26 protein-coding genes and 2 pseudogenes are annotated in these 22,360 nt (G+C 59.6%); 15 read left to right on the forward strand and 13 right to left on the reverse strand.

Annotated features, from left to right (window positions below; translation table 11 throughout):
* Positions 1–20: 20 nt before the first annotated feature.
* The 4 genes and pseudogenes from AVZ66_RS14715 to AVZ66_RS14730 all read right to left on the reverse strand — a co-directional run bounded on the left by AVZ66_RS14715 (position 21) and on the right by AVZ66_RS14730 (position 4,922).
* Positions 21–1,364, reverse strand: a pseudogene (locus tag AVZ66_RS14715) (RNA-guided endonuclease InsQ/TnpB family protein).
* 170 nt (positions 1,365–1,534) lie between these two features.
* A pseudogene (locus AVZ66_RS17190) lies at positions 1,535–1,952 on the reverse strand (hypothetical protein); the annotation flags it as partial.
* A gap of 176 nt (positions 1,953–2,128) precedes the next feature.
* Positions 2,129–3,964, reverse strand: a complete 1,836-nt coding sequence (locus AVZ66_RS14725) for a methyl-accepting chemotaxis protein (protein ID WP_058984910.1) — start codon at positions 3,962–3,964, stop codon at positions 2,129–2,131.
* Entirely contained in the window at positions 3,957–4,922 is a 966-nt protein-coding gene (locus AVZ66_RS14730; protein ID WP_058984911.1) for a glycine betaine ABC transporter substrate-binding protein, read from the reverse strand. Before AVZ66_RS14730 ends, AVZ66_RS14725 begins: the two co-directional genes overlap by 8 nt.
* Positions 4,923–5,290: 368 nt before the next feature.
* Between AVZ66_RS14730 and AVZ66_RS14735 the strand changes: the two genes are divergently transcribed.
* Positions 5,291–6,211, forward strand: a complete 921-nt coding sequence (locus AVZ66_RS14735; protein WP_058984912.1) for a sulfite exporter TauE/SafE family protein — start codon at positions 5,291–5,293, stop codon at positions 6,209–6,211.
* A 4-nt stretch (positions 6,212–6,215) separates the two neighbouring features.
* Here the strand turns inward: AVZ66_RS14735 and AVZ66_RS16945 are convergent, their stop codons facing one another.
* The 6 genes from AVZ66_RS16945 to AVZ66_RS14765 all read right to left on the reverse strand — a co-directional run bounded on the left by AVZ66_RS16945 (position 6,216) and on the right by AVZ66_RS14765 (position 9,051).
* Complete coding sequence (locus AVZ66_RS16945) at positions 6,216–6,380, reverse strand: DsrE family protein (protein ID WP_231727207.1); 165 nt, start codon at positions 6,378–6,380, stop codon at positions 6,216–6,218.
* Between the two features lie 170 nt (positions 6,381–6,550).
* Positions 6,551–7,261 carry a DUF2270 domain-containing protein gene (locus tag AVZ66_RS14745; protein WP_058984913.1) on the reverse strand — a complete coding sequence of 237 codons (711 nt, stop codon included), beginning with the start codon at positions 7,259–7,261 and terminating at the stop codon, positions 6,551–6,553.
* Between the two features lie 46 nt (positions 7,262–7,307).
* A complete protein-coding gene (locus tag AVZ66_RS14750; RefSeq protein WP_058984914.1) occupies positions 7,308–7,703 on the reverse strand; it encodes a DUF302 domain-containing protein in 396 nt (131 codons plus the stop codon).
* A gap of 142 nt (positions 7,704–7,845) precedes the next feature.
* Entirely contained in the window at positions 7,846–8,418 is a 573-nt protein-coding gene (locus AVZ66_RS14755) for a DsrE/DsrF/DrsH-like family protein (protein ID WP_058984915.1), read from the reverse strand.
* Between the two features lie 2 nt (positions 8,419–8,420).
* On the reverse strand, positions 8,421–8,804 hold the full coding sequence (locus tag AVZ66_RS14760; protein WP_058984916.1) for a DsrE family protein: 384 nt from the start codon (positions 8,802–8,804) through the stop codon (positions 8,421–8,423).
* Between the two features lie 4 nt (positions 8,805–8,808).
* Positions 8,809–9,051 (reverse strand): sulfurtransferase TusA family protein, encoded by a 243-nt coding sequence (locus AVZ66_RS14765; protein ID WP_058984917.1) that lies wholly within the window; start codon positions 9,049–9,051, stop codon positions 8,809–8,811.
* Positions 9,052–9,255: 204 nt separating this feature from the next.
* On the opposite strand from AVZ66_RS14765, the gene AVZ66_RS14770 reads away from it, so the two are divergent.
* From AVZ66_RS14770 to AVZ66_RS14790, 6 genes are all read left to right on the forward strand, one after another.
* Positions 9,256–10,437 (forward strand): MBL fold metallo-hydrolase, encoded by a 1,182-nt coding sequence (locus AVZ66_RS14770; protein ID WP_058984918.1) that lies wholly within the window; start codon positions 9,256–9,258, stop codon positions 10,435–10,437.
* A 2-nt stretch (positions 10,438–10,439) separates the two neighbouring features.
* Positions 10,440–10,940, forward strand: coding sequence for a YeeE/YedE family protein (locus tag AVZ66_RS14775; protein WP_058984919.1), 501 nt, complete (start codon positions 10,440–10,442; stop codon positions 10,938–10,940).
* Entirely contained in the window at positions 10,937–11,386 is a 450-nt protein-coding gene (locus tag AVZ66_RS14780; protein ID WP_058984920.1) for a DUF6691 family protein, read from the forward strand. Before AVZ66_RS14775 ends, AVZ66_RS14780 begins: the two co-directional genes overlap by 4 nt.
* A gap of 90 nt (positions 11,387–11,476) precedes the next feature.
* Positions 11,477–11,626 carry a hypothetical protein gene (locus AVZ66_RS16760; protein WP_197407813.1) on the forward strand — a complete coding sequence of 50 codons (150 nt, stop codon included), beginning with the start codon at positions 11,477–11,479 and terminating at the stop codon, positions 11,624–11,626.
* 29 nt (positions 11,627–11,655) lie between these two features.
* A complete protein-coding gene (locus tag AVZ66_RS14785) occupies positions 11,656–12,627 on the forward strand; it encodes a sulfite exporter TauE/SafE family protein (protein ID WP_197407824.1) in 972 nt (323 codons plus the stop codon).
* 66 nt (positions 12,628–12,693) lie between these two features.
* Positions 12,694–13,098, forward strand: a complete 405-nt coding sequence (locus AVZ66_RS14790) for a helix-turn-helix domain-containing protein (RefSeq protein ID WP_058984921.1) — start codon at positions 12,694–12,696, stop codon at positions 13,096–13,098.
* A 95-nt stretch (positions 13,099–13,193) separates the two neighbouring features.
* Here the strand turns inward: AVZ66_RS14790 and AVZ66_RS14795 are convergent, their stop codons facing one another.
* Both AVZ66_RS14795 and AVZ66_RS14800 read right to left on the reverse strand, forming a co-directional pair.
* On the reverse strand, positions 13,194–13,562 hold the full coding sequence (locus AVZ66_RS14795) for a rhodanese-like domain-containing protein (RefSeq protein ID WP_058984922.1): 369 nt from the start codon (positions 13,560–13,562) through the stop codon (positions 13,194–13,196).
* The gene (locus tag AVZ66_RS14800) at positions 13,559–14,119 is read right to left on the reverse strand and encodes a class I SAM-dependent methyltransferase (protein ID WP_058984923.1); all 561 of its coding nucleotides are present in this window, start codon (positions 14,117–14,119) and stop codon (positions 13,559–13,561) included. The genes AVZ66_RS14795 and AVZ66_RS14800 overlap by 4 nt, the downstream gene beginning before the upstream one ends.
* Positions 14,120–14,304: 185 nt before the next feature.
* Here AVZ66_RS14800 and AVZ66_RS14805 point away from each other — a divergent pair, with 185 nt between their 5' ends.
* Positions 14,305–15,429, forward strand: a complete 1,125-nt coding sequence (locus AVZ66_RS14805) for an MBL fold metallo-hydrolase (RefSeq protein ID WP_058984924.1) — start codon at positions 14,305–14,307, stop codon at positions 15,427–15,429.
* A 44-nt stretch (positions 15,430–15,473) separates the two neighbouring features.
* Here AVZ66_RS14805 and AVZ66_RS14810 read toward each other — a convergent pair whose 3' ends face one another.
* A complete protein-coding gene (locus AVZ66_RS14810; RefSeq protein ID WP_058984925.1) occupies positions 15,474–16,208 on the reverse strand; it encodes a helix-turn-helix domain-containing protein in 735 nt (244 codons plus the stop codon).
* An 89-nt stretch (positions 16,209–16,297) separates the two neighbouring features.
* Between AVZ66_RS14810 and AVZ66_RS14815 the strand changes: the two genes are divergently transcribed.
* The 7 genes from AVZ66_RS14815 to AVZ66_RS14845 all read left to right on the forward strand — a co-directional run bounded on the left by AVZ66_RS14815 (position 16,298) and on the right by AVZ66_RS14845 (position 22,357).
* Positions 16,298–17,410 carry a rhodanese-like domain-containing protein gene (locus tag AVZ66_RS14815; RefSeq protein ID WP_058984926.1) on the forward strand — a complete coding sequence of 371 codons (1,113 nt, stop codon included), beginning with the start codon at positions 16,298–16,300 and terminating at the stop codon, positions 17,408–17,410.
* A 3-nt stretch (positions 17,411–17,413) separates the two neighbouring features.
* Positions 17,414–18,673 carry an MFS transporter gene (locus tag AVZ66_RS14820; RefSeq protein WP_058984927.1) on the forward strand — a complete coding sequence of 420 codons (1,260 nt, stop codon included), beginning with the start codon at positions 17,414–17,416 and terminating at the stop codon, positions 18,671–18,673.
* Positions 18,674–18,788: 115 nt separating this feature from the next.
* Positions 18,789–19,202, forward strand: a complete 414-nt coding sequence (gene trxA / locus AVZ66_RS14825) for a thioredoxin (protein ID WP_058984928.1) — start codon at positions 18,789–18,791, stop codon at positions 19,200–19,202.
* 10 nt (positions 19,203–19,212) lie between these two features.
* Positions 19,213–19,635 (forward strand): hypothetical protein, encoded by a 423-nt coding sequence (locus AVZ66_RS14830; protein WP_058984929.1) that lies wholly within the window; start codon positions 19,213–19,215, stop codon positions 19,633–19,635.
* Entirely contained in the window at positions 19,632–20,882 is a 1,251-nt protein-coding gene (locus AVZ66_RS14835; RefSeq protein ID WP_058984930.1) for a M20 family metallopeptidase, read from the forward strand. The genes AVZ66_RS14830 and AVZ66_RS14835 overlap by 4 nt, the downstream gene beginning before the upstream one ends.
* A 186-nt stretch (positions 20,883–21,068) precedes the next feature.
* Entirely contained in the window at positions 21,069–21,812 is a 744-nt protein-coding gene (locus AVZ66_RS14840) for a thioredoxin domain-containing protein (RefSeq protein WP_231727209.1), read from the forward strand.
* Positions 21,809–22,357: a hypothetical protein gene (locus AVZ66_RS14845; RefSeq protein ID WP_058984932.1), complete on the forward strand. Its 549-nt coding sequence runs from the start codon at positions 21,809–21,811 to the stop codon at positions 22,355–22,357. The genes AVZ66_RS14840 and AVZ66_RS14845 overlap by 4 nt, the downstream gene beginning before the upstream one ends.
* The last annotated feature ends 3 nt before the right edge of the window (positions 22,358–22,360 follow it).

A 22,360-nucleotide genomic window follows, 5' to 3' on the forward strand; every position in this document is an offset into this window, starting at 1 on the left:
TTCCTCCGTGGGAGTCTCGGCTATGCCGATTCCCCGGAAGCAACATTCCCGTCACGGTGGACGGTACTGGGGTCTGTGCGCTGTTCTTTGGGACGGTGAGAGCGTGGTGACTCCGACCATTCGTGGTCGTCCCACTCGAACCGCACGGGCCGTGCCATCGGCCTGACTGCCTGTTCTGTCTGCCGTCTCAGGAACGTTTCTGATGCTGTAAGGTCGGCGTGCCCCTCGAATCCACACGGGCAGGTGAGCGTATCCTGATGCCGTGTCGTTCGATCTGTTGAACCACACTGCGGGCACTCTTGGCTAGTCCACGCCTCTGACCGCACTTCCACAGAGATACCGTATTCTTCGGCGGTACACGCGAGTCGCTCGGTGAATTGTTTGAACGCCCAGAAGTTGTGGGTTTTGGCGTTGGTTTCGACCGACCAGTGCGTCTCCAGCACGTCGGTCAACTCACCGATATACACCGTGTCCACACCGTCCTCGTACAGTCGGTCCAGCAGATCACGACAAAGTGCTTCTTGGGCGTGGTCACGGCGACGGGTTCGCTTGCGGTATAGTCGCCGGATACGCTTACTACTGTACTGTCCTTCCCGTAGCTTGGACTGTAACCGGGCGATTTCTCGCGTCGTCTCGCGGAACCGGTCGAACAACTCGCGGCCGTCGTACAGATATTGCTCGCCGGCTGTGGTGGTACAGGCAACGAGATTGTTCGCACCAATATCCAGAGCGGCCGTCTCATTAGCCAGTGGAGTATCCCGTGTCTCGTCAGAAACAGTCACGGGTTGGGAAGCTCGGAAGGTGCGTTCAGTCTCGTCATACCATAATTCTAACCGGCCTTGGTCGTCGTAGTCCGGCTAGTTCGGGTTGCCGGCGATCTCCAGCCGGAGACGGCTTTTCGGGCTGTTGTGCCTGTCTCGGAGTTCTTCTCCGACGACCATCTCAAGCCGGGACCGCTTGCCCCATTTGACGGTGTATGCGTCCTTTCGGACGACGCCTTTGAGAACACGGCCGTCGTCTTCGTTGCCACGGAATCCTGGTGGTTGCGGGTGTTCCGTGACCGACGTGTTCGACTCGTCGTGATACGCCTTCTTGGTCTTGAAGAACCCGCGCCAGGCTTCGGTGTTTGCTCGTCGGACAGTTTGGGCGGTAGACGCGCCGAGAACACCGTTGTATTTGCCTTCAAGACGGCCGGTATCGGCGTCCCAGACATCGCCTTCGAAGCCGTCTTCGTTGTTGTAGCGCATGAGGCGCTGATAATTGACCTCGTTCCAGAGAGCGGCGGAAGCGTCCAACAGGTCCCGTAGCAGTAGCTCTCCCGTATCGGAGAGGGGACGCACGGCGAACGTGTTGGTGCGCTTCATCAGCTATTTCCAGATATGTTCGTTTGGAACTTGAACGTCAGCCAACCATGGTGAAAGTAGAACCCAATCATCTCGTTGGAGACTCAAGACCAGCATTGATGCAGTGATTCTCATCGGAGCTGACGTGATTCATGCCCGCCGTGAACGGCAGGACTCTCTCGCTGTCAAAGGTGAACCTCGCGGCGCTCGCGATGGTCGTAGGAGCCGCACGCCGCTGCGCTCCCGGTCCAGACGCGCCAGGCCCCGAGCGCGGCCATCACGTCGACGATGTCGCGGGGAACCGTCTGGTGGTCGTCCGGGAAAACCCCTGGAAGCGGTCCACGCCTCCTGCGGCGGGACGGTCTCGCACCAGTCTTCGCTGGAGCCCCAGCTGTCGCACATCGCCTCACCGCTCCCGTATCCCTCCGTCACGCCATCGACTGGCGTCCAGTCTGCTGGGAGGTGGTCCGCCTCGCCTTCGAGGACCCGGAGGACGGCGTATCGGAGGTACCCCTGGGCTTGGTTGTCTGTCGTTCGAGCGACCTGATCGTGCTGCTCGGCAACGTGTCCGGCTTCCTCGAATACCGTCATGAGATCGGGTTCAGTCATCATTCGACGGAGGCTAGAACCAGCCTCCGCCCCTCCGCAGGCGCAGAAAACTTAACCAACACATAATCCCTCAAACGTAGATGTGTTGGTTAACTCTGAAATATACCATCAAGAGACACAGGAACTGGCTCTCCGATAGTCGCTGTAAGAAAAAAGCAAAAACTGCGAATAACTGTCTACGGTCCGGTCGAGGAAGTAGGTAGCTGGATTTTGAGAGTCGTATCATCAGGAGCGACATGTAGTTCACCATCGGATTTCGTCACTGTCCATTCGAGACACCAGAGCGCCAGCCCCTCCGCGTGATTGAGCGCGGTCTCTTCGCCCGCATTAACAGCTTGAATATCTAATTCGGGTAGTCCGTCGGCATCGTCATCGATTTGGAGAACGATCTGCTCTTCATCTGTCCCCGCCTCATCAACAGTGACCGTAACATCGACGTGAACGTCCCCTTCATTATGCGTCGCGATCTGGTGGACAACATCTGCGACTGCGGTCGGGAACGTCGGTGTCGCTTGGACAGCTATGTCGTTTGTCTCATCGTTGAACTCGACATCTGCGCACGGAGTGTCGGCATCAACCCCCGCTAACTTCGAGGCTAAATTGTCCAACTCAAGGGGTTCTGGTTCGGTGTTCTCTTCGGCAAGCAGCTGCTTGATGCGCTGTGTCCGAGACGAAATCGTACTGAGTTCCCACGCAGCACTCTGTACAGCCTTTAAATCTGCTTGGGCAGCCTCATCGTCGATGCGGGACGCAGCCAATTCAGCTCGTCCGGTGATGATGTTTACCTCGTTTCGAACGTTATGGCGGAGGATGCGATTCAGCACGTTCACCATCTCGGATCGCTCTTCAAGACTCGCATTCGAAGCCTCAAGCTCAGTCTGTGTTTCGCGGATCTCCTCGATGCGCTGCTGGAGGGCATCCCGTGTCGAGGCTATCCTCCGGTTGAGGTCGCCAAATTCGTCAGGCCGGTCGGTATTGAACTCCACGTCGTACTGACCATCTTCGATCTGCTCTGCCCGGTCGGTTAGCCGAGAGAGCGCGCCGGTCACATCTCGGCCGAGAACGCCGACGACACCCACGAGCGCAAGCAGAGTCAACGCTGCAATTCCACTGATCCATCGAAGGGCTTGCTGGGTTATGACGTACGCTTCACTGGCTGGTGCGTGCTCGATGACAACCCAGTCAGTGTTCGGAACCGCAGCATACGCTGCGACATACTCTCCCTCTGTCTCAGGCTGGGTCTCGTAGGCTGGTGACTCGGTAAACCCAGAGTCCCCTCGTAGGCCACTGCTGACTGCCGGTGAACGACGATTTCCATCGCGGTATTGGGTGAGCGTCGCGGCTGCATCATCACTGAACACGACCGTCCCGTTGGAATTGACCACTCGCGTAAAGCCGCCGTCGACGGGATGTTCGAAGCGATCGAAGATAGTCGCGGTGTCGACTTCGACGACAAGCAACTGCTCCGGGGTCCGACGAATTGGGGAAATAAACCCGATAACTGTCTCATTTTGTACTGCATACGGGTCGGTCACCTGCACGTCATCGAAATCCTGGAAGGCGAACCGTTCAGTCCAGCCGAGTTCTTCGATGGGTTGCCCATCCATTTCTCCATCTGAGCTGACCGAAACAGTCTGATTCCGCCGGTCAATTACGTATGCCCGAACGATCTCGGTATCTGATCTGTCCCCTTGCTGTGCCTGTAAATATTCCCGAACCTCGGTGCGGTCGCCATCCTCGAAGACCGGATGTTCGGAGAGGAGCTGAGCGACGAGTCGGTTCTTGTCACACCATTCTCGCAATTCGTCCGCTTCGGTCTCGGCAGCCGCGGTCATCGACTGTTGGACGTTGTCCTCCAACAATCCCCCCACCTGTACATATAGGCCGACTGTGCCGATACTGATGATCAGGAGGACGACGAGGAGCGCCGTAGTAAGTTTCCGTCGGAACGACGACCGCACAACAGCGATGATCGTTCCCAGAACCGGGAGGGAGGACAGGGATCTACGCATCGTCGAGCACCTCGCCCTCTAAAAACTGTGTTGCGACCGCGAACGGATGCTCTCCATCGAGGAGGACCCGGCTGTTGAGGTCCCGCATTATCGACTTATCGAGTGCTGAAACAACAGGAGAGAGTATCTCGAATACCTCCGGATGTTCGTCGATGAGCGGTGCATACGCTGTCGGGGCCGGCTGGTAGGGGAGGAAGTAGTCGCGGTCGTCCTCGAGGACTGTAACTGTCGACCGGTTGAGCTGCGGATCAGTCGCAAAACCACTCGTAATCTGCACGCGACCCTGTTCGAGTAGTTCGTACGTCAGCCCGATCGACGTGACAATAAACGGTTCGGTCTGGGTTGGTTCGCCGTTCGCAGTCTCGATTTCATAATATGAAGCGAGTCCACGCCATCCGTCCTGCCGATGAAAGAATTCCTCGTTGACAGCGACACCAGGCGTATCACCACCGTTTCGGATATGGGCTGCCAAATCGCTGATGGTCGATACATCGGTCCGTTTCGCCCATCTTGCGTCGGCGACGATGACGTACTCGTTCGAAAAGGGAGCCGGGTCAGCCAACTGGACCCGCTGGGAATTAGCGTCTGCTTGGACCTGCTCGAAAAGTGACTCGGGGTCGGTAATCCGTGTCTCGTGGCGGGGCGGCAGCTGCAGCCACGCCGTACCCGTGTACTCCCAGTACAGGTGTTGATCCCCCGCTGCTGTTGCCTCCCAGTTCGATAGCGAGTTTCCTGCCCCAATTTCATCGACGGCACGAATCCAATCGATTCTCCGTAGCCGTTCGTAGGCGAGGTAGCCGAGAATCTTCTGCTCAGTGAACGGCTTCGACCCGATTCGAACGGTTACTGACTCTGTGTCGGGTTGCTGGTTGCTGGCGCAGCCACCCAGGAGTGCGGCAGCACCCACGCCGCCGACGCGACCGGCCCGCCCGAGATACTGCCGGCGTGTGAGTGCCATATAAAAATATCTGTACCGGCGAATGACATTATAATTATGGGGGGTACTTATTCACCTTCTGAAACGAATGTGAAACGCCGACTAATCCTGTGTAGATGCCGTAATGGCGATACTACTGGTCATATGTTGGAGGGGGAGATATCCTATTGATGGCTCACTGAGTCAATTAACACTGCGATGGCTAATGACAGTATTACCGGTATATATGACGGCTGCTAATTCTATAACCGCCGTGCTCGGCACTTAGCCCCGCGCTAATGGCGAGAATTGCGGTCACCGAACCGTCATACCTGCACGAGTACGTTGCCGAAGAGGATACTGAATTACGGGTTCAGCTAATGTGATTCATCAGTAACCTACTCCGTAGTATGAGGACACGCAAATCCAGAGCCGATCCCCACCAGTTCATCGCGCACCTGCTTCATTTCCGGTATCGAGAAGTGACGATGACGCTCGCGACGCTCGCGGTTTTCACGAGCGCGATCGTCTTTTTCCCGGGATGGGGGAACGTTATGAAAGGTATTCAGTCGGATGTTTCGACCGAGTTATTCCTGCTATTTGCTGTCGTCGCTATCGTCGCAGGTGTCGTGAAAGGGATGATCGGATTCGGATATGCACTCATTACGACGCCTATCTTCGCCTCTGTTATTGACCCGACGCTCGCGGTGGTCGTTCTCGCAATCCCGCCCTGGATGATCAATATGTTCCAGATTGGCGAGACCAAGACTGGAATCTCATTTGTCCGTCAAGAATGGATCCTCGTCTTACTGGCGATTGCGGGATCAATCACTGGCGTCTACGTCCTTGCACAGTATACCGCTGGACCGATTGTGCCGTTCCTCATCGGCGTAATCATCTTCGCATACGTCGTTTTCCAAGTCGTTCAGAACTTTGTGACAATCGAAGAAGCACACCACCCAGTCGCACTCAGTACTGCTGGCTTTCTTGAGGGGTTCCTGCTCGCAGCATCCAACCTCGGCCCACTACTCCCGGCGTATTTCCATACGTTCGAGCGTGACACCGAGCGCTATATTGGCGGGCTCTCCATGGTTTTGGGAATTATCTTCACGGTCCGCATTCTTCAGATGGCTCTTTTCACAGATCTCATGACTACGTACCGGCTCTGGCTCGGGTCCGTGATTGCGGTCATCACGATTGTGGGGCTTCTCCTCGGAACCTATCTGCGGCGGCTCGAAGTCGACGAGCAGAAATTCAACTGGTTCGTCATCACCCTGCTGTTCGTCATCTCGCTCAACATCTTCCGGAATACGATTCCGAAACTATTCTAGCGCGTTAGGGTTTGATATACGCATATCCCTCGTTCTGGAGGCGCGTTAACTCGCCAACGCCAGACGACACGAGTTCGACGCCTTCGATGAGATCGTCTTCTGAGATATCGGTGCCTTCGATCGTATTGCTGCATTGCTTGACTGTCACGCCACGGTCGAACAAATCCATGATTTGCTCGCGCTGCTGTGACATCGATTTCAGGAGTTCCAACCGCTGCTATTTGCAATAAGCACGACAGCTTCGGCATCGATGGTTTCGCCGTTCTAGAGATTTGCAATATTCCCGACGGCACGGGCGTGAAGTTCCGACTCGTCGTTCGAGTGATGAAACGACCGCTCTCATTTGCGTCGCTGTTCCCGGAGATCCTCTGCTCGGAGTTCGCCTTTCGCATGCCATGTCCGCGGCCGACACCCGATGATAATGGCGGTAAGGTAGAAGAGTCCAACAGTAACAAGAATAACGACACCCGAAATCATGCCGATTGCTGCACTCTCCACCCACGGTTCGGGAGAGAATGCGGTAATACGGACAAGCCACGCAGCAAGCAGCACCCCAAATAGTGGCAGGTACACGCGTCGGAGGCGGTGAGCGATTGCCTCTTCGGCGCTGATTTTGATGGTCGGCGTACGATAATCTTCGCTGAGCTTTGCTCGCCAGTCTGGATCAACGACGCCGGCTGAAGGGTCGAGTCCGTACGCCCAGACGTTCTCCTGGAGAATCCGAACCCGAGTACGCCAGATTTCGTACCCACGATAGCGACGCGCCTCGATCACAAGGAAGACCGAGAGCGTCGCCACGCCAATGAGGAGGATGTAATGTGGGTTGTTCGGACTTGAAAACGCCCATGTGATGATTGCGGCCATGACGATGACCGCCCAGTTTGTTGTCCGGTCGAGGCGCTCGCGCCAGAGCTTCATCCGATGGATTTCGCCGCGATACAGGTGCGCCATCGCGGAACTGGGCCCCATCTCCTCGTCTAGTAACCCTTCCCCGATATTCCGATACTCGGGGTCAGTTGGGTCGACATCCTCAGAGGCGGGACCCGTCATGGATAGCACGTAGAAGTGAGCATATTACTGTTCGGCTGTCGTGCGATTAGGCGTCTGAGAGTTCGCTGAGGACACGTTCGAATCGCTCCCGAACCTCCGCTGCAACCGAGTCCAGTTCAGGGTTATCAACCACGGAAAGCATAACCTCCGGGTCGACTGCGCTCACGCCGATTTCGCCCTCGTCCGTCTCATACACGACGACGTTACAGGGCAGAAGCGTCCCTAACTGGAGTTCTTCTTCGAGGGCCTGGCGCGCAAGCGGGGGATTGCAGGCGCCAAGAATTCGATACTGGCGGAAGTCTTCGTCTAGTTTCTTCTTGAGCGTCTGTTGGACGTCGATATCACAGAGAACCCCGAACCCCTCCTCTGACAGTGCATTCGTCGTCCGTTCGACGACGTTATCGAATTCCCCGTCGACACGCTTGTCCAGAGTATAGGACATACTACTCAATTTAGCCACCTCGCTATTAGGTATTGTGTCCGGGGTTCACCAGAGACGGACCGTACTCGGGGAGGTGACTCAACCGGAAGCTGGCCAAAAACGAGTTCTAGCCACGTTCACCAACAGTTGAGCCGGATTTGCATTAGATGAGAAGCTGGATGTCAGCGTCAGCCATATCCTGAATCGCGGTGGCGGCGCCGACACCGGTCGTCACACCGTCGTAGAAGTCGTCCTCGTCGTAGTCCATGAGGTCGATGGTCATCTGGCAGGCCTGGAACTCCACGCCCATGTCGAGAGACGTGTCAATGAGTTCCTCGATGGTCGCCGTATCGTTGTCGTCGATCTTCTTCTCCATCATCCTCGTCGTCACACGGTCCATCCCAGGAAGCGCAGCGACGGCATTCGGGACCGGCATGTTCGGGTTGCCGACCGAACTCAACTGTAGGTTCTTGGAGCGCTCTTCGTGGAGGATGTCGAGTCCCCAGAACGTGTGGAAGACTGTGACCTCGTAGCCGAACGCGGCTGCCGTACTCGCGAGGATGAGCGGCGGGTATGCCATGTCCAGCGTACCCTTCGTCGCGATAATCGACATCTTCGGGTCACTATCGTCCTCCGTCGCCGCGGCGAGTTCAGTCTCCAACTCGTCGATGCGGGCGGCGAGTTCCGCACGGGAGGGTACGTCCTCACCTTGTGGTTGTGACGTATTCGTACTCATCGTTAGAACGTGAACACCTGATCGGCGTTCTCGACTTCATCGAGGAACGTAGCCGCACCCGCGAACTTGGTCGTGACAGTCTCATCAATAGCGTCCTGGTCCCATTCGAGCATGTCGAGGGTCGTCGTGCACGCGACTGTCGTGACGAGATCGCCACCATCAGCCACCAGCGCGTCGAGGAGGTCGTACGGGTTTGGCATCCCCTCTTCGAGTAGCGGCTCGATCTCCGAGAGGTCGTTCTCACCTTCGAGGAGATGGGTGAGTCCATCGAAGGTGAAGTAGACGAGAACCTCGGTGTCGGAGGCGAGCGCCGTGTGGCCGAGGTTCATCGCCATCGCGAGGCTCTTCGGGCTGTCGTTGTCGACGATGATTCCGATTTTCTCCATTGGTTTACTCCGTCTTGCGCACGTAGTGCGTGTACACGTCGTCGCCCTCCTGCTGGTCGACGAGTTCGACGCCGTCGGTCGTGTCCGCCCAGCCGCCGAGATCGCTCATGCTCCCCGGGTCGGTCGCGAGGACCTCGAGGATCTCGCCTTCGGCGAGCTGGTCGATGTTTTGCTTCGTCTTGACAACGGGCATCGGACAGTTTTCGCCTTTCACGTCGAGAGTTTCAGTGGCTTCGTACTGTGTCATGGTAGTGACTTCACTCCCCAATATTGGGTGGAGTTAGAAAAGGATATCGATAGTAATTCCCTTAGTCCACAACACACTACCTTCTGTCCAAGTATAAACTGTCTCAGTAGCCCTAATAGTGGTTTTTGACCAATGGAGTGTTGTACTATAGTTGAACTACTATACAAAGCCTTATTTGCGAGCAGTAGATAGAGAGGACTGACGATGACCGACGCGGCAAATCCCGAATCGGACGAAACGGTCGCATCAACCACGCCTGCAGAGCTGAAGCAACGCATCGATAGCGGCGAGAACGTGTTCATCCTCGACGCACGCTCCGAAAGCGACTTCGAGGAATGGCACATCGACGGCGAGAACGTCGACGTCGTCAACTACCCATACTTCGAGCTGCTCGACGAGATCCCGGAGGACCTCCACGAACAGCTCCCCGACGACCGCCGGATCACCGCGCTCTGTGCGAAGGGCGGGTCGAGCGAACTCGTCGCGGACAACCTCGAGGACGCCGGCTACGACGTCGACCACCTCGAACGCGGCATGAAGGGCTGGGCGCGCATCTACGAGTACCAGGAACTCGACGTGGACGTCGACGCCACGGTCGCCCAGTACCGCCGTCCCTCCAGCGGCTGTCTCGCCTACCTCGTCGCCTCGGACGGCGAAGCGGCGGTCGTCGACCCGCTCCGTGCATTCACCGACGAGTACGAACAGGACGCGCGAGCCCTAGGCGCAGACATCGTGTACGCGCTCGACACGCACATCCACGCCGACCACATCTCGGGCGTCCGCGACCTCGCCACGGAGACGGACGCAACGGCCGTCCTCCCCGCGGCCGCCGCCGAGCGCGGTGTCGACTACGACCTGGCCTACGAGACAGTCACCGACGGCGACACACTCTCCGTCGGCGACGTCGAAATCGAGACCATCGCCACGCCCGGCCACACGACCGGGATGACCGCGTACAAGGTCGGCGACGTACTGTTCACGGGGGACGGCCTGTTCACCGAGAGCGTCGCGCGCCCCGACCTCGAAGACCCCGAGGCGGCCAAGGACGCGGCCCGCACGCTCTACGAGAGCCTCCAGGAACAGATCCTTCCTCTCCCCGACGAAACGGTCGTCGCACCGGCACACTTCAGCGACGCGGCGACGCCGAACGACGACGGCACCTACACCGCGGAACTCGGCGACCTGGTCGAGCGGATGGATGCGCTCACCATGGACGAAGACGAGTTCGTCGAGTTCATCGTTTCGGACATGCCGCCGCAGCCGGCGAACTACGAGGACATCATCGCGACGAACCTCGGCCAGCAGTCTCCCGACGACGAGGAGGCCTTCGAGCTGGAGCTCGGCCCGAACAACTGCGCCGCGAGCGAAGAGGCGATGACTAACTAACGATGGAGCCACTTCTCGCACCGCTCGTGCTCGAGACGCCCTTCCCCCGCGGGATACTGCCGTACCTCGTCGGCGGCCTCCTCGTCGGCCTCGGCGCGGCAGTCATCTACCTCGCGACGGGCATCATCGCGGGCGCGAGCACGTTCCTCGAATCCACGCTGTCGTACGTCTCCGACGTCGAGCGGTTCAACCGCTTCAAGTATATCCAGTCGCGCGGCTGGCGGGTCGTGTTCACACTCGGTATCGTCAGTGGCGCAGCTCTCTGGGGGCTCGTCCTCGCGCCCGATCCAACGATCTGGACGACTGACGTCCAGTGGTGGCGGCTGCTCGGCGGCGGCGTCCTTGTCGGCATCGGCACCCGCCTCGGAAAGGGCTGTACGTCTGGCCACGGCGTCTGTGGCGTCGGCTCCCTCTCGAACACGTCGCTCGTGAACGTCGCGACGTTCATGGCATTCGCCATCGGAACCGCGCAACTCGTCCAAGCACTGGGGGTGACACCATGAGCGACGAGACACGAAGCCCATGGTTCCTTCCCGTCATCTACGTCGGGGGGCTGATCTTCGGGCTGGGGCTGGCCATCAGCGGCATGGCTAGACCCGAGGTCGTGCTGGACTTCCTCCAGTTCGACGACTTCGGACTCGTCTTCGTGATGGGCGGAGCCGCCGTCGTCACCGGCATCACGTTCGCCGTCGCAACGCGCTACCTCGATCGTGCGCCGCTCACCGCGAGCGAATACACGCGCCGCGTGAAGGAGTTCGACCGCAACGTCGTCGTCGGGGGCGTGATCTTCGGCGTCGGCTGGGGGCTCTCAGGAATCTGTCCTGGCGCCGCCTACGCGAGCTTCGGCGTCGGGAACTATCCGATCCTCTGGGCCATCGGCGGAATGTTCCTCGGCGCGTACGCACAGGGGTACGTTCGCTCGCTGACGGGCAGCGAGGAGGGAACCTAATCATGCCATTACAGCTCACAGACACCACCGTCCGGCAACAGTATTGTACGGTAACTGGGTTTAGAAACAAGACTATGGAGGTCGTGTAAGATGTTCGGACTTGAGAATTTGAGTGGTTCCGCGCAGGCTGTCGCCACCGTTGGGGTCGTCCTCGCGGAAGCCTTCGTGCTGTACCTGGCGTACGGCGCGCTCAGTAGCACGGTCGGCGCGACCGTCATCGACGCCCTCGGAGGTGACTAACCGTGGCGATCCTCGGTCTGAGCCTTACGATGGTCGCGGTGTTCGTCGGGTTCGGCCTGCTCATCGGGACCCTGTTCGGGTTCTTCGGTATGGGCGGGTCGTTCCTCGTCACACCTGCACTACTCGTGATGGGCTATCCATCGACAGTCGCCGTCGGAAGCGGGCTCGCGTTCGTCTTCGGGACGAGCGTCATCGGCGCGCTCCGCCACCGCGACCACGGCCAGGTCGACTACAAGCTCGCAGCGATCATGACCGTCGCGATGACCATCGGCATCGAGGGCGGGAAGAGCGTCGTGTTCTTCCTCGAAGCCACCGGGATGGCCGACCTCATCATCAACGTCGCGTACGTCGGCCTGCTCGCCGCTGTGGGGCTGCTCACGCTCCGGGACGCGTGGTCCGACGACGACGATACCGAGACGAGTAGCGACCTCGCGGACCGCGTCCAATCGATTCACATCCCGCCGATGGTGACGTTACGCGGCGGCGTCCGCGTCTCGGGGACGATTATCTTCGCCGTGGGGCTCGTCATCGGCGTCCTCTCGGGCTTCCTCGGCGTGGGCGGCGGGTTCCTCCTCATGCCGGCGATGATGTACGGGCTCGGGGTTCCTGCTGCAATCGCCGTAGGAACTGACATCCTCCAGATCACGATCTCGGGCGCGTTCGGCGCGTTCACCTATGCCCAGTCGGGCTCGGTCGCGCTGCCCGTCGTCGCGTTCCTGCTCGTCGGGAGCGCGCTCGGGGCTCGCGTCGGGGCGGGTGCGACGAACCTCGTCGACGAGGACGAGATCAAGGGCTACTTCGCGGCGATGCTGCTCGCGGGGAGTCTCGCCGTCGCGTCGAACAAACTTGGGACGGTCTACGGGATCGACCTGCTCAACACGCTGAGCACGGTGCTCATCTTCGGCGCGGCGCTGCTCGTCAGTGGCGCCGTCGTCCTCGCCGCCGTCTGCCGGCTCCGGAACGACCGGACCGGGACGTGGTGCCGGCTCACCACGTCGTAGGTCGATACAGTATTGTGCCGACTATGCAAATACTTTTGAGGCTCTAACACCTACACTCCGTTAGTAATGGCTGAATCAATGAGTGAGATGCTCCGGCGGGACATGCAGTGTGAGGGACTGCTGGAGTGTTTCCACGACCTCAAGACGATCGACAAGGACATCTTCCAGCTGCTTCAGGACCGCCAGGAACCACTCACCGTCGACGAAATCGCAGAACAGGTCGACCGTGAACGGTCGACCGCGTACCGGAGCGTCCAGCGGCTGCTCCAGGCGGGCTTCATCCAGAAGGAACAGGTGAACTACGAGCAGGGTGGCTACTACCACGTCTACCATCCGCGTGACGCCGACGAGATCACCAACGAGATGCAGCGGACGCTCAACGACTGGTACGCGAAAATGGGCCAGCTCATTAGCGAGTTCGAAGAGAAGTACGAAAACGAATCGCAACCCGCAGCACCCGCTGAGAGTTAACACAGCGTTCCTCAGCTAGAGTATCGCCCTAAATCGGTGACAGTCCGTGACGGCGTGCAAACCGACCTCGTCATTGGAGCGTCTCACTCTCCCGGCTATCGGACAATTTTTCGTAGAAAGGAGGCAATCCGATACAGCACTGTATTTCGCTCGTACTGTCGCCATCCAGTGAATCCGCCGGTAAGCGTCGTGGCTGTGTAGCCCGCGTCTTCGAGGTACTCGGTCGCTTTCCGAGCGACGATACCCGCCTTACACACTGTGACGACTTCCGTGTCGTCTGGAATCGCGTCCAGATGGGAGTCGAGCGCTTCGAGACGGCCTTGTTGCAGGTCGTGGTACACCGGTGCGTTGGTGCTGCCCGAAATGTGGTTCTCCCGGTACTCCTGTTCGGGACGAATGTCGAGAACGAAAACATCGTCGTCGGATCGCCGGTCGTCAAGTCGCGACGGGCCAATTCCACTCATTGGAGACAACCCACGACCAGGAAGGTCTCCGGTCGGGTCGCCTGGAAGTCGATTTCGAAGCCGGCGTCGCGAAGTGCTGACGTCACTTCACCGGCAGTGAAGCGTTCTTCCAACGGCGGGCCGTCTTCGCCGGCGCCGTCCGCTGACCAGTCGCCAATGACGAGGCGACCGCCGGGAGCGAGAACGCGTGCGAGTTCGGTGCGGGCCTGTGCACTCGCGAACTCGTGATACGTCATCGTCGAGACGGCTGTATCTATTTTGCCGGTCTCGAACGGGAGACTATCCACACCAGACGTCACGAGCTCGGTGTTCTCCGGAACACCCTTGTCGCGGTAGTACTCGTGCATCGCCTCTTGGATATCAATTGCATAGACCTGACCAACGTGCGGCGCGATTGTATCTGTGTAGAAGCCGGTTCCGCTACCCAAATCAGCGACGGTCTCGGATTCATTCGGATCAAGGGCCCAGAGAAGCTCCTCTCGAGAGAGATACCGATACCGTGTCGCCGCACCCTCGAGTTTCGTCGCTTTGGCAGCATCGAATGTGTGATGACCCATACCTAGGCAGTTGTGGGCGAATTATGAAATAGTTGGCGACCCAGACATCAGTCACAGCCGGTCCGTTTCAAGCCACTAATTATATTTTGGGGCGATATACCGGCATTGTCGTAGGAATAGGCGAACCCTCCAATAACCCGCTCCCAACACATTTATATCCGCCAGACTGTGTAGTATTGGCTGTAATGAGCAATACTGATATCGAGGCGTCCGAAGTCGCACGCCGCATCGCCGAGGACGACGCCGAGGACCTATTCGTCCTCGACGTCCGCAACGAGGACGACTACGAGGAGTGGCAGATCCCGGGAAGCACGAACGTTCCCATCTACGACGAACTCCTCCAGTACGACTATTCGGGACTGGAAGACAATCTCGACGACCTCCCCGAAGATGAAGAAATCGCTGTCGTCTGTGTCGGGGGCGTCACGTCCGCCCGCGCTGCCGACTTCCTCCGCGAACACGGGTTCGACGCCAAATCCATCCCCGACGGCATGAACGCCTGGGGGCGCGTCCACCGCGAATACGACGTGGATAGCGCCGACGGCATCACCCAGATCGTTCGCCCCGGGACGGGCTGTGTGTCCTACCTCGCACACGACGGCGACAAAGCCGTCGTCGTCGACCCGACCCAGTACATCGACCAGTACCTGAACGTCGCGGACGACAACGACCTCGACATCATCGGGGTCGCTGACACGCACGCGCACGCCGACCACGTCTCCGGCGCCCGCCGTCTCGCCGGCGAACTCGACGTGCCCTACTATCTCCACTCCGAGGATGCGGGCGAACTCGACGACGTCACCGAAATCAAGGACGGAGACACCATTGCCGTCGGCGACCGAGCCCTCGATGTGCTGCACACCCCCGGTCACACGCCCGGCAGCGTCTCGTTCCGGTTCGACGACGCGCTCCTCTCCGGGGACACGCTGTTCCTGCGGAGCGTCGGTCGACCCGACCTCGAGGATGGCTCCGAGGAGGCCGTTCGCGAGGCGTCCAGCCGGCTATTCGACAGCCTCACCACGCTAACCGATCTCTCAGACGAGACGTTCGTCCTCCCCGGCCACTTCAGTGACGAGCAGGTTCGACCGCTTGCGACGGCGCTCGGCGACCTGCAGGCGGAGACGACGAACGAACTGCTGAGCTACGTCGAGGACGGCGACGAGGAGACGTTCGTCGAGACCATCGTTGAGAGTCTCGCCGAGGAGCCCGCGAACTACAACGAGATCAAGCAGATTAACTGGGGCAAAGAACAGCCCAGTGGCGACGTCGAGACGCTCGAACTCGGCCCCAACAACTGCGCCGCGAACTAAGGAAACGAAAACCTGAAACCTACCATCTCAACTCCTCGGCCGGGTTAGTCGGCGGCCTGTTCTTCCTGCGGGGTTGTTTCGACCTGTAGCGGGTTCGATGTCGTCGTCGCAGTGACTAACCGGAGGAACTGACCCGCGTTCGTGAGGAGTTTGTTCTCCGCCTTTCGAAGGTGTTCTTCGTACGTCGAGCGAGCGACGGACGTCTGCTCGGCGAGGTCACGCAGCGACGTCTTCCGTGGCTGTTCGTAGTAGCCCGTTTCGAGCGCTAACTGGAGGGCTGCCACCTGCCGGTCTGTGAGGTTTTCGAAGAGCTGGTCGACCGGGGCCAACATACTGTGCGGAACCTGTTTCTCTGAAATCGAGGTTTTCGAGAGGAGTTCGATCTCTCTATCAGAGCGCAAGTCATCGAGCAGCGCCCGGATGTCTTCTCCATCAAACGCAATCACTGTGTAGTGCTCCCAGCCCTGTCGGTAGATCGTCGGGGACTGATACAGGCAATTATGTTTCTCGAATCGGTCGATAATCGATTCGTCGAGCGAGCAGAGACAGGACTGCGTAACGACGTGATACCCGTCCTCGTCCGCTGACTCGTGCAGCACGGTGCCGAGCTGATCGATCTCCTCGAGTAACTCGTCGGTGGGCGTCTCCTCGGATGTGATTTCGAGAACTTGGCAGTCGCTCAGCGGCCACTCGCGTATCGTTAAGTCCGGGTAGCGTTCCGAGACCGACCGGTACGGACACTCGTGTTTGACCCGGATCGACGCCTCGTAAAGACTCATACGAACACATTTGACCTCGTCAAAATTAACAGTGCCGGTCATGTCCGGCAGTAGCCTGTTGCTGGTCTCCCTACTACACGGAAACACAGATGGAGGAACTACCGCCGAACGAATTTAGCGAACTGGTACACGACGGCGACGAAGACCTGCTCGTCGTCGATATCCGCCACGAAGCAGACTTCGAGGACTGGCATATCCCGGGGAGTGTCAACGTCGACGTCTACGACGAACTCACTGACGACCCCGAACAGGCCAAAGACGCCCTCTCCGACCTGCCACGTGAGAAGCGGATTGTTACGGTCTGTGCCGCAGGTGTCGTCTCCCAGACTGCAACAGAGGTCCTCAACGAACTGGGCTACGACGCAGTAACGCTTACCGACGGAATGAATGGATGGAGCCGCATCCATCGGCACGCAGAAGTACCAGCCGACCTCGATAGCACGCTCGTTCAGGTCGCGCGTCCGGGAAAGGGCTGTCTTTCACACGCTCTCGTCTCGGACGGGGAGGCCGCCGTCTTCGACCCGTCGCACTATCTCGACGAGTACGAACTGATCCTCGACGAGTACGATGCCACCCTCGTCGGCGTCTTCGACACGCACGCCCACGCCGACCACGTCTCCGGAGCCGCAGAGCTCGCCGACCGACACGATACATCCTACTACCTTCACCCGAAAGACGCGCTCGCGCTTGACGCGACACCCCTCGAAGACGGCCAGGCCGTCCCGGTCGGACAGACCGACGTCGAGGTCATTCACACGCCAGGCCACAGTGAGGGAAGCGTCTCATTCGACATCGAGGGGGCGGCGTTGCTCACGGGCGACACACTCTTCCACGAGAGTGTGGGACGCGTCGAACTTGGCGTCGAAGCAGGCATCGAGGATTCCGATGTCGAACGGAACGCGGCAACACTCTACGAGAGTCTCCAGCGATTGCTCGATCGACCGGACGACGCGCTCGTCCTGCCGGCCCACGACCTTGGGTCCCCTGAACCGCCAGTCGCTGCGACCCTTGCTGAAGTCAAAGACCAAAACGACGATCTGGGCCGCGACCGGGAGGAATTCGTCGAGGAACTCGCAGCGGACATTCCGGACCATCCGCCGAACTTCGAACGTGTCAAGCGGACGAACGTGGGACAAGAGTCGGTTCCAGCCGACGAGCTGGCCGAGCTGGAACTGGGCCCCAACAACTGCGCCGCCGAGTAATCCATGAGTACGGAAACTGACCTCAAACAGGGTATCCGTGAGCACCTCGGGCAGTTCTCACTCCACGTCCTGTTGGTGTTCGCCACGGGGCTGACTATTGGGTCCGAACGGGCCGTCGTCCCGGTACTGGGCCGTGACGTCCTCGGCGTCGAGTCCCTGCTCGTCATCGGCTCGTTCGTCGTCTCATTCGGCTTTGTCAAGGGCCTCCTGAACCTCTACGCCGGCAAATGGGGCGGCGAGTACGGCCGCAAGCCCGTACTCGTCCTCGGCTGGGCGACCGCACTCCCGCTGCCCATCATCCTCATCTACGCCCCGAGCTGGGCGTGGATCACTGTCGGGAACGTCTTACTGGGGATCAACCAAGCGTTGACCTGGAGCATGGCAATTAACGCCAAAATCGACATCGCGGGCCCCGACCAGCGCGGCCTCGCAGTCGGTATCGACGAAGCGTTCGGGTACACCGGCGTCGCCGTCGGCGCCTGGGTGACGGGTGTCATCGCCGCCCAGACGAGCCTTCGACCGGAGCCGTTCTACTTCCTCGCTGCTGTCGTCGTGCTGGCGTTCCTCATCTCGATCTTCCTGATCAAGGAGACGGTCCACCTCGCGGAGTTGGAGGTTGAGGACGACGACCATCACGACGCGAACCTGCCGTTCGTCGAGGTGCTGAAGCGCGCGACCTACGGCGACAAGACGCTGTTCGCCGCTGCCCAGGCGGGACACATCGAGAAGTTCGTCGACACGCTGTTCTGGCTCGCCGTCCCGCTGTATCTCACCAGTCAGGGGCTCGGCATCGCGGCGGTCGGATTCGTCGTCGCCGTCCACAGCGCGATGTACTTCCTCCAGATCGCGACCGGCGGCCTCGCCGACCGCATCGGACGCCGACCACCGGTCCTCGTCGGGATGTTCCTCGCCGGCGCGGGCGTCCTCGGAATGGTCCTCGTCGACGGCTACCTCCCATGGGTTGTACTCTCCGGGGTGTCGGGGCTCGGGATGGCGTTGCTCTACCCGAACCTGATGACAGTGCCTGGAGACGCCGCGCACCCGACGTGGCGTGCGACCGGCATGGGCGTCTACCGGATGTGGCGGGACACCGGCTACGGCGTCGGCGCCATCCTCATCGGCCTCTCGATGGAGTTGCTGAGCATCGAGGCCGCGTTCTACGTAATTGCCCTGTTGATGTTCGTCTCAGGAGCGATCGTGTACGTCTGGATGCAGGAAACCCATCCCGACTTCGGGACGCACGAACCGCCCGCTCCGGAGTGACTAGGTACAGCTCGCTCACTGACTTCCCGAGGCATCACGTCGAACCCGTTCGCCAGCACAGTATTGTGTAATTCGTGCAAAACAACTAAATCGTCGCGCATCGAAGAACCACAGCATGGCGGAGAATTTAGAGGAGATTCGACAGCGGAAACTGGAGGAGCTTCGTGACAGAGCCGAGTCAGCGCAGAGGACCGAGGCCACCACGCAGACTCCAATGACGCCGATCCAGATCAACGGACAGACCGCGCTGACTGAAACTGTCGACGAGCACGACGTCGTGCTCGTGGACTTCCACGCGGACTGGTGTGGGCCGTGCCAGATGCTCGAACCAGTCGTCGAAACCATCGCCGCCGACACCGACGCGACGGTCGCAAAGGTCGATATTGACGCGAACCAACAGCTCGCCGCCGAGTACGGCGTTCGAAGCGTCCCCACGCTCGTCCTGTTCGCGGACGAGCAGCCGGTCGAGCGGCTGATCGGAATGCAAGACGAATCACGGCTTCGCACCGTTATCGAAAACCACATTTGAGCGACCCACAATGGCCGACAACCACTCGTCATCAGACCAGCAGACTGCCAGTAATCAGTCGATCTCCGACGTGGCGCGAAGACTTGAATCGCCGTTGACCGACACCGTCGGTGAGTCACTGGTCGGCATCGCCGCCTACGAGAACGGCGAGTACAGCGTCCCGTACCGGGACAGCGATGCGTCCGCCCAGTACACGACGGCGGATATCACCGCGATCCTGGAGAACGTTCAGCTGGAGGGCATCGGTATTCCAGCGTACGAAGATCACCACGGACAGTCGTTACGCGCGACTGCTCGCGTCTACGAGGATGTAGTTACAGTCGTGGTGCCGGTCACGGACACTACGGGCCTCGTCGTCGCCCTTCGAAACGATGCGGAGCACGACCCGTACGAAGTCATCCAAACGGTCGAAGCCGCGGTTTCAGAGCGATGAATGAGGGGAGTCTCGCCGAGTACGTGCACACCCACCGCGAGGAACTGGTCGCGCTCGGTCTGGATCTCCTCGCAATCGATACGTCCAACCCACCCGGCGATACGCGCGAAATCGTTGCCAAGATCGAGGAGTTCCTCGACCCGCTTCCCGTCGACGTCGAGCGGTTCGCGGTCGATCCGGCGAAGCCGAACCTGCTCGTTCGGGTTCCCGGTGAGTCGGACCGCACGCTGCTATACAACGGCCACCTCGATACCGTTCCGTTCGACGACGAGGCGTGGGCGCACGACCCCCTGGGAGAACGTGTGGATGACCGCGTCTACGGCCGGGGCGCAACCGATATGAAGGGCGCTGTGGCGTCGATGCTGTTCACGATTCAAGCCTTCGCAGCTACCGACACTGAGCCACCTGTCGACCTCCTGTTTGCGTTCGTGAGCGACGAGGAAGTAGGCGGAGACGCGGGCCTGCCCGCGCTGCTGAAGAATGGAGATCTCAACGCGGATGCCTGTGTTATCGGGGAGCCGACCTGCGAGGAGGGGCGGCACTCCGTCACGGTCGCGGACCGGGGCAGCATCTGGCTGACGCTCGAAGCCAGCGGTGAGGGCGCCCATGGCTCCCGGCCAGTACTCGGCGTCAACGCAATTGACCGACTCTACAATGCCGTGGAGACCGTGCGCGAACGGTTCGGCACCCAGCGCCTCGATATTGACCCTGACGTGGAGCCGATCGTCGAAGAGTCCATCGAATACTACAGCCCGTCGATGGGCGAAGACGTCGCTCGAGATCTGTTTCAGTATCCCTCGATCAATCTCGGCATCCTCGAGGGGGGCGACGCGATAAACAGCGTTCCACAGTCCGCTCACGCCAAGATCGACGTGCGGTTGACAGCGGGTGTCCACACGCCCGACGTGCTCGCGGGGATTCGGGAGTGTGTCGCCGACTGCGAGGGTATCACAATAGCCGACGTCTCGTGGAGCGTCGGGACCGCCGAGGCTCCTGGCAGTCCGCTCGTCGAAGCTGTCGCGTCGACGGCGGCGGACGTCACGGGCGAGCGTGTCTTCCGGCGGAGTGCCACGGGCGGCGGGGACGCCAAGACCCTCCGAAACGCGGGGGTGTCGACTGTCGAGTTCGCGCTCGGAACCGACACCGTCCATGCGCCCGACGAGTACGTCCCTGTCGACGTGCTCGTCGATAACGCGGTCGTCTACGCACAGCTTCCAGAAGTGTGGCAGTTCCAGATAGATCAGTAGCCGCCCATAGATACATTGTACTGACTACTTCGATGGGGAGACTCCAACTGGTGTTCTTCAAAACCGAGTGGACTTCTTCTAATTGCAATCCCTTGTAGCGTGCTGCCCACTATCCGCACTGGACGCATTTTTGCAGACCCTGCAAATCGCCATTCCAGCCATATATATCGAGGGCGCAATCCGGGTATGGATATTCCGTCTCCGATCACACGACGGCGTGCGGTTCTTGGTGGTATCGGAACGGTCCTCGCTGGTGGTAGCATCGTCTACGGAGCTTCGAGACTAGACGCAAGCCAGGATTCGAAAGTTCCGACTGCGGCCCCGTTCCACACCAGTTCCAACACGACCGGGTTTGAAATTGACCTGCAGGGCCATCCGATAATGGGGCCATTAGACGCCCCTATCGATATGTACTACTGGAGTGACTACCAGTGCCCCTTCTGCCGTCGCTTCGAGCAGAATACGCTTCCGAAGATAATCCGGAACCACGTCCAATCGGGCACCGTTCGGGTTGTCTTCATCGAGTTTCCCTACATGGGCAAAACGTCGATGACCGCGGCAGTGATGGATCGCTGTGTCTGGCGGCAGGTGAGAGAGGACACCCCTCAGGCATACTGGCGGTGGCATTCGACTATGTTCGACAAGCAGGGCTCGAAGAACTCGGGATGGGCATCGAAAGCAAACCTCTTGGATATCACTCGGGGCGTCGACGGTGTTGATGCGAGTGCTGTCGATTCGTGTATGCAGACCCATCGAAGCGAGATTGAGATGTCGATTAACGAAGATATGAACCGGGCGTCACAGTTCGGTATCCGTGGGACGCCTGCCTTCATTCTCTACAATCGCGATGCAGATGCCGCCGGTAAACTCGTCGGGGCCCAACCGTACGACCGATTCGATACCGCAATTTCACGGGTGCAGAACGTATGACAACACCGCGTCTCGAACACCACACCGAACAGCTTCTGGCAGCACTGGCCTATCCGCTGACGTCTACGATACGGGGACTCCTGTTCGTCGGGGTCTCCGTCGCAACCTACGTCCTTCTAATTTTGAGTTCATTCCCGGAGTACTCGATGCAGATGCTCGGTGCCGACCTCGGGTATCTCGATACTGCACTCGTGGCGCTCACTGCGAACACGTACGCGACAATTGGAGCCATCGGCCTCGGGCTGATTGTTGGGTATGCAATCTTAACTGGCGTCGCGGTCACGAACGTAGCTGGTCGAGTAGCTCAGGTCGGACTCTCAGGATCCAGAGGGTTGTCGAGTGCGATTCCCGGTCTGCTCGCATCCGGCTGTGCGAGCTGTGGCGCGGGTGTTCTCGGCCTCATGGGGTTCGCTGGTGCATTAGCAGCGATGCCGTTTCACGGGAACCTGCTCCGTGTTGGGGGCCTCGCGCTTCTGATTGGGTACCTCGCTCGTGCTGGCGACCCACGCTACTGTACGATCGACTTGGTTACCGAGGGTGAGTGACCG

Origin of the sequence: Halobacterium sp. CBA1132, from assembly GCF_001485535.1 — an archaeon.
Classification (GTDB): domain Archaea; phylum Halobacteriota; class Halobacteria; order Halobacteriales; family Halobacteriaceae; genus Halobacterium.

Coding starts and splice junctions, on each gene's coding strand:
- AVZ66_RS14750 (WP_058984914.1), bottom strand. CDS start 7,703: ATGTCCTATACTCTGGACAAGCGTGTCGACGGGGAATTCGATAACGTC.
- AVZ66_RS14775 (WP_058984919.1), top strand. CDS start 10,440: ATGGAGCCACTTCTCGCACCGCTCGTGCTCGAGACGCCCTTCCCCCGC.
- AVZ66_RS14815 (WP_058984926.1), top strand. CDS start 16,298: ATGGAGGAACTACCGCCGAACGAATTTAGCGAACTGGTACACGACGGC.
- AVZ66_RS14730 (WP_058984911.1), bottom strand. CDS start 4,922: ATGGCACTCACACGCCGGCAGTATCTCGGGCGGGCCGGTCGCGTCGGC.
- AVZ66_RS14785 (WP_197407824.1), top strand. CDS start 11,656: ATGGTCGCGGTGTTCGTCGGGTTCGGCCTGCTCATCGGGACCCTGTTC.
- AVZ66_RS14735 (WP_058984912.1), top strand. CDS start 5,291: ATGAGGACACGCAAATCCAGAGCCGATCCCCACCAGTTCATCGCGCAC.
- AVZ66_RS14780 (WP_058984920.1), top strand. CDS start 10,937: ATGAGCGACGAGACACGAAGCCCATGGTTCCTTCCCGTCATCTACGTC.
- AVZ66_RS14845 (WP_058984932.1), top strand. CDS start 21,809: ATGACAACACCGCGTCTCGAACACCACACCGAACAGCTTCTGGCAGCA.
- trxA (WP_058984928.1), top strand. CDS start 18,789: ATGGCGGAGAATTTAGAGGAGATTCGACAGCGGAAACTGGAGGAGCTT.
- AVZ66_RS14840 (WP_231727209.1), top strand. CDS start 21,069: ATGGATATTCCGTCTCCGATCACACGACGGCGTGCGGTTCTTGGTGGT.
- AVZ66_RS14755 (WP_058984915.1), bottom strand. CDS start 8,418: ATGAGTACGAATACGTCACAACCACAAGGTGAGGACGTACCCTCCCGT.
- AVZ66_RS14820 (WP_058984927.1), top strand. CDS start 17,414: ATGAGTACGGAAACTGACCTCAAACAGGGTATCCGTGAGCACCTCGGG.
- AVZ66_RS16760 (WP_197407813.1), top strand. CDS start 11,477: ATGTTCGGACTTGAGAATTTGAGTGGTTCCGCGCAGGCTGTCGCCACC.
- AVZ66_RS14765 (WP_058984917.1), bottom strand. CDS start 9,051: ATGACACAGTACGAAGCCACTGAAACTCTCGACGTGAAAGGCGAAAAC.
- AVZ66_RS14805 (WP_058984924.1), top strand. CDS start 14,305: ATGAGCAATACTGATATCGAGGCGTCCGAAGTCGCACGCCGCATCGCC.
- AVZ66_RS14835 (WP_058984930.1), top strand. CDS start 19,632: ATGAATGAGGGGAGTCTCGCCGAGTACGTGCACACCCACCGCGAGGAA.
- AVZ66_RS14770 (WP_058984918.1), top strand. CDS start 9,256: ATGACCGACGCGGCAAATCCCGAATCGGACGAAACGGTCGCATCAACC.
- AVZ66_RS14810 (WP_058984925.1), bottom strand. CDS start 16,208: ATGAGTCTTTACGAGGCGTCGATCCGGGTCAAACACGAGTGTCCGTAC.
- AVZ66_RS14725 (WP_058984910.1), bottom strand. CDS start 3,964: ATGCGTAGATCCCTGTCCTCCCTCCCGGTTCTGGGAACGATCATCGCT.
- AVZ66_RS14795 (WP_058984922.1), bottom strand. CDS start 13,562: ATGAGTGGAATTGGCCCGTCGCGACTTGACGACCGGCGATCCGACGAC.
- AVZ66_RS14745 (WP_058984913.1), bottom strand. CDS start 7,261: ATGACGGGTCCCGCCTCTGAGGATGTCGACCCAACTGACCCCGAGTAT.
- AVZ66_RS16945 (WP_231727207.1), bottom strand. CDS start 6,380: ATGGATTTGTTCGACCGTGGCGTGACAGTCAAGCAATGCAGCAATACG.
- AVZ66_RS14760 (WP_058984916.1), bottom strand. CDS start 8,804: ATGGAGAAAATCGGAATCATCGTCGACAACGACAGCCCGAAGAGCCTC.
- AVZ66_RS14830 (WP_058984929.1), top strand. CDS start 19,213: ATGGCCGACAACCACTCGTCATCAGACCAGCAGACTGCCAGTAATCAG.
- AVZ66_RS14790 (WP_058984921.1), top strand. CDS start 12,694: ATGGCTGAATCAATGAGTGAGATGCTCCGGCGGGACATGCAGTGTGAG.
- AVZ66_RS14800 (WP_058984923.1), bottom strand. CDS start 14,119: ATGGGTCATCACACATTCGATGCTGCCAAAGCGACGAAACTCGAGGGT.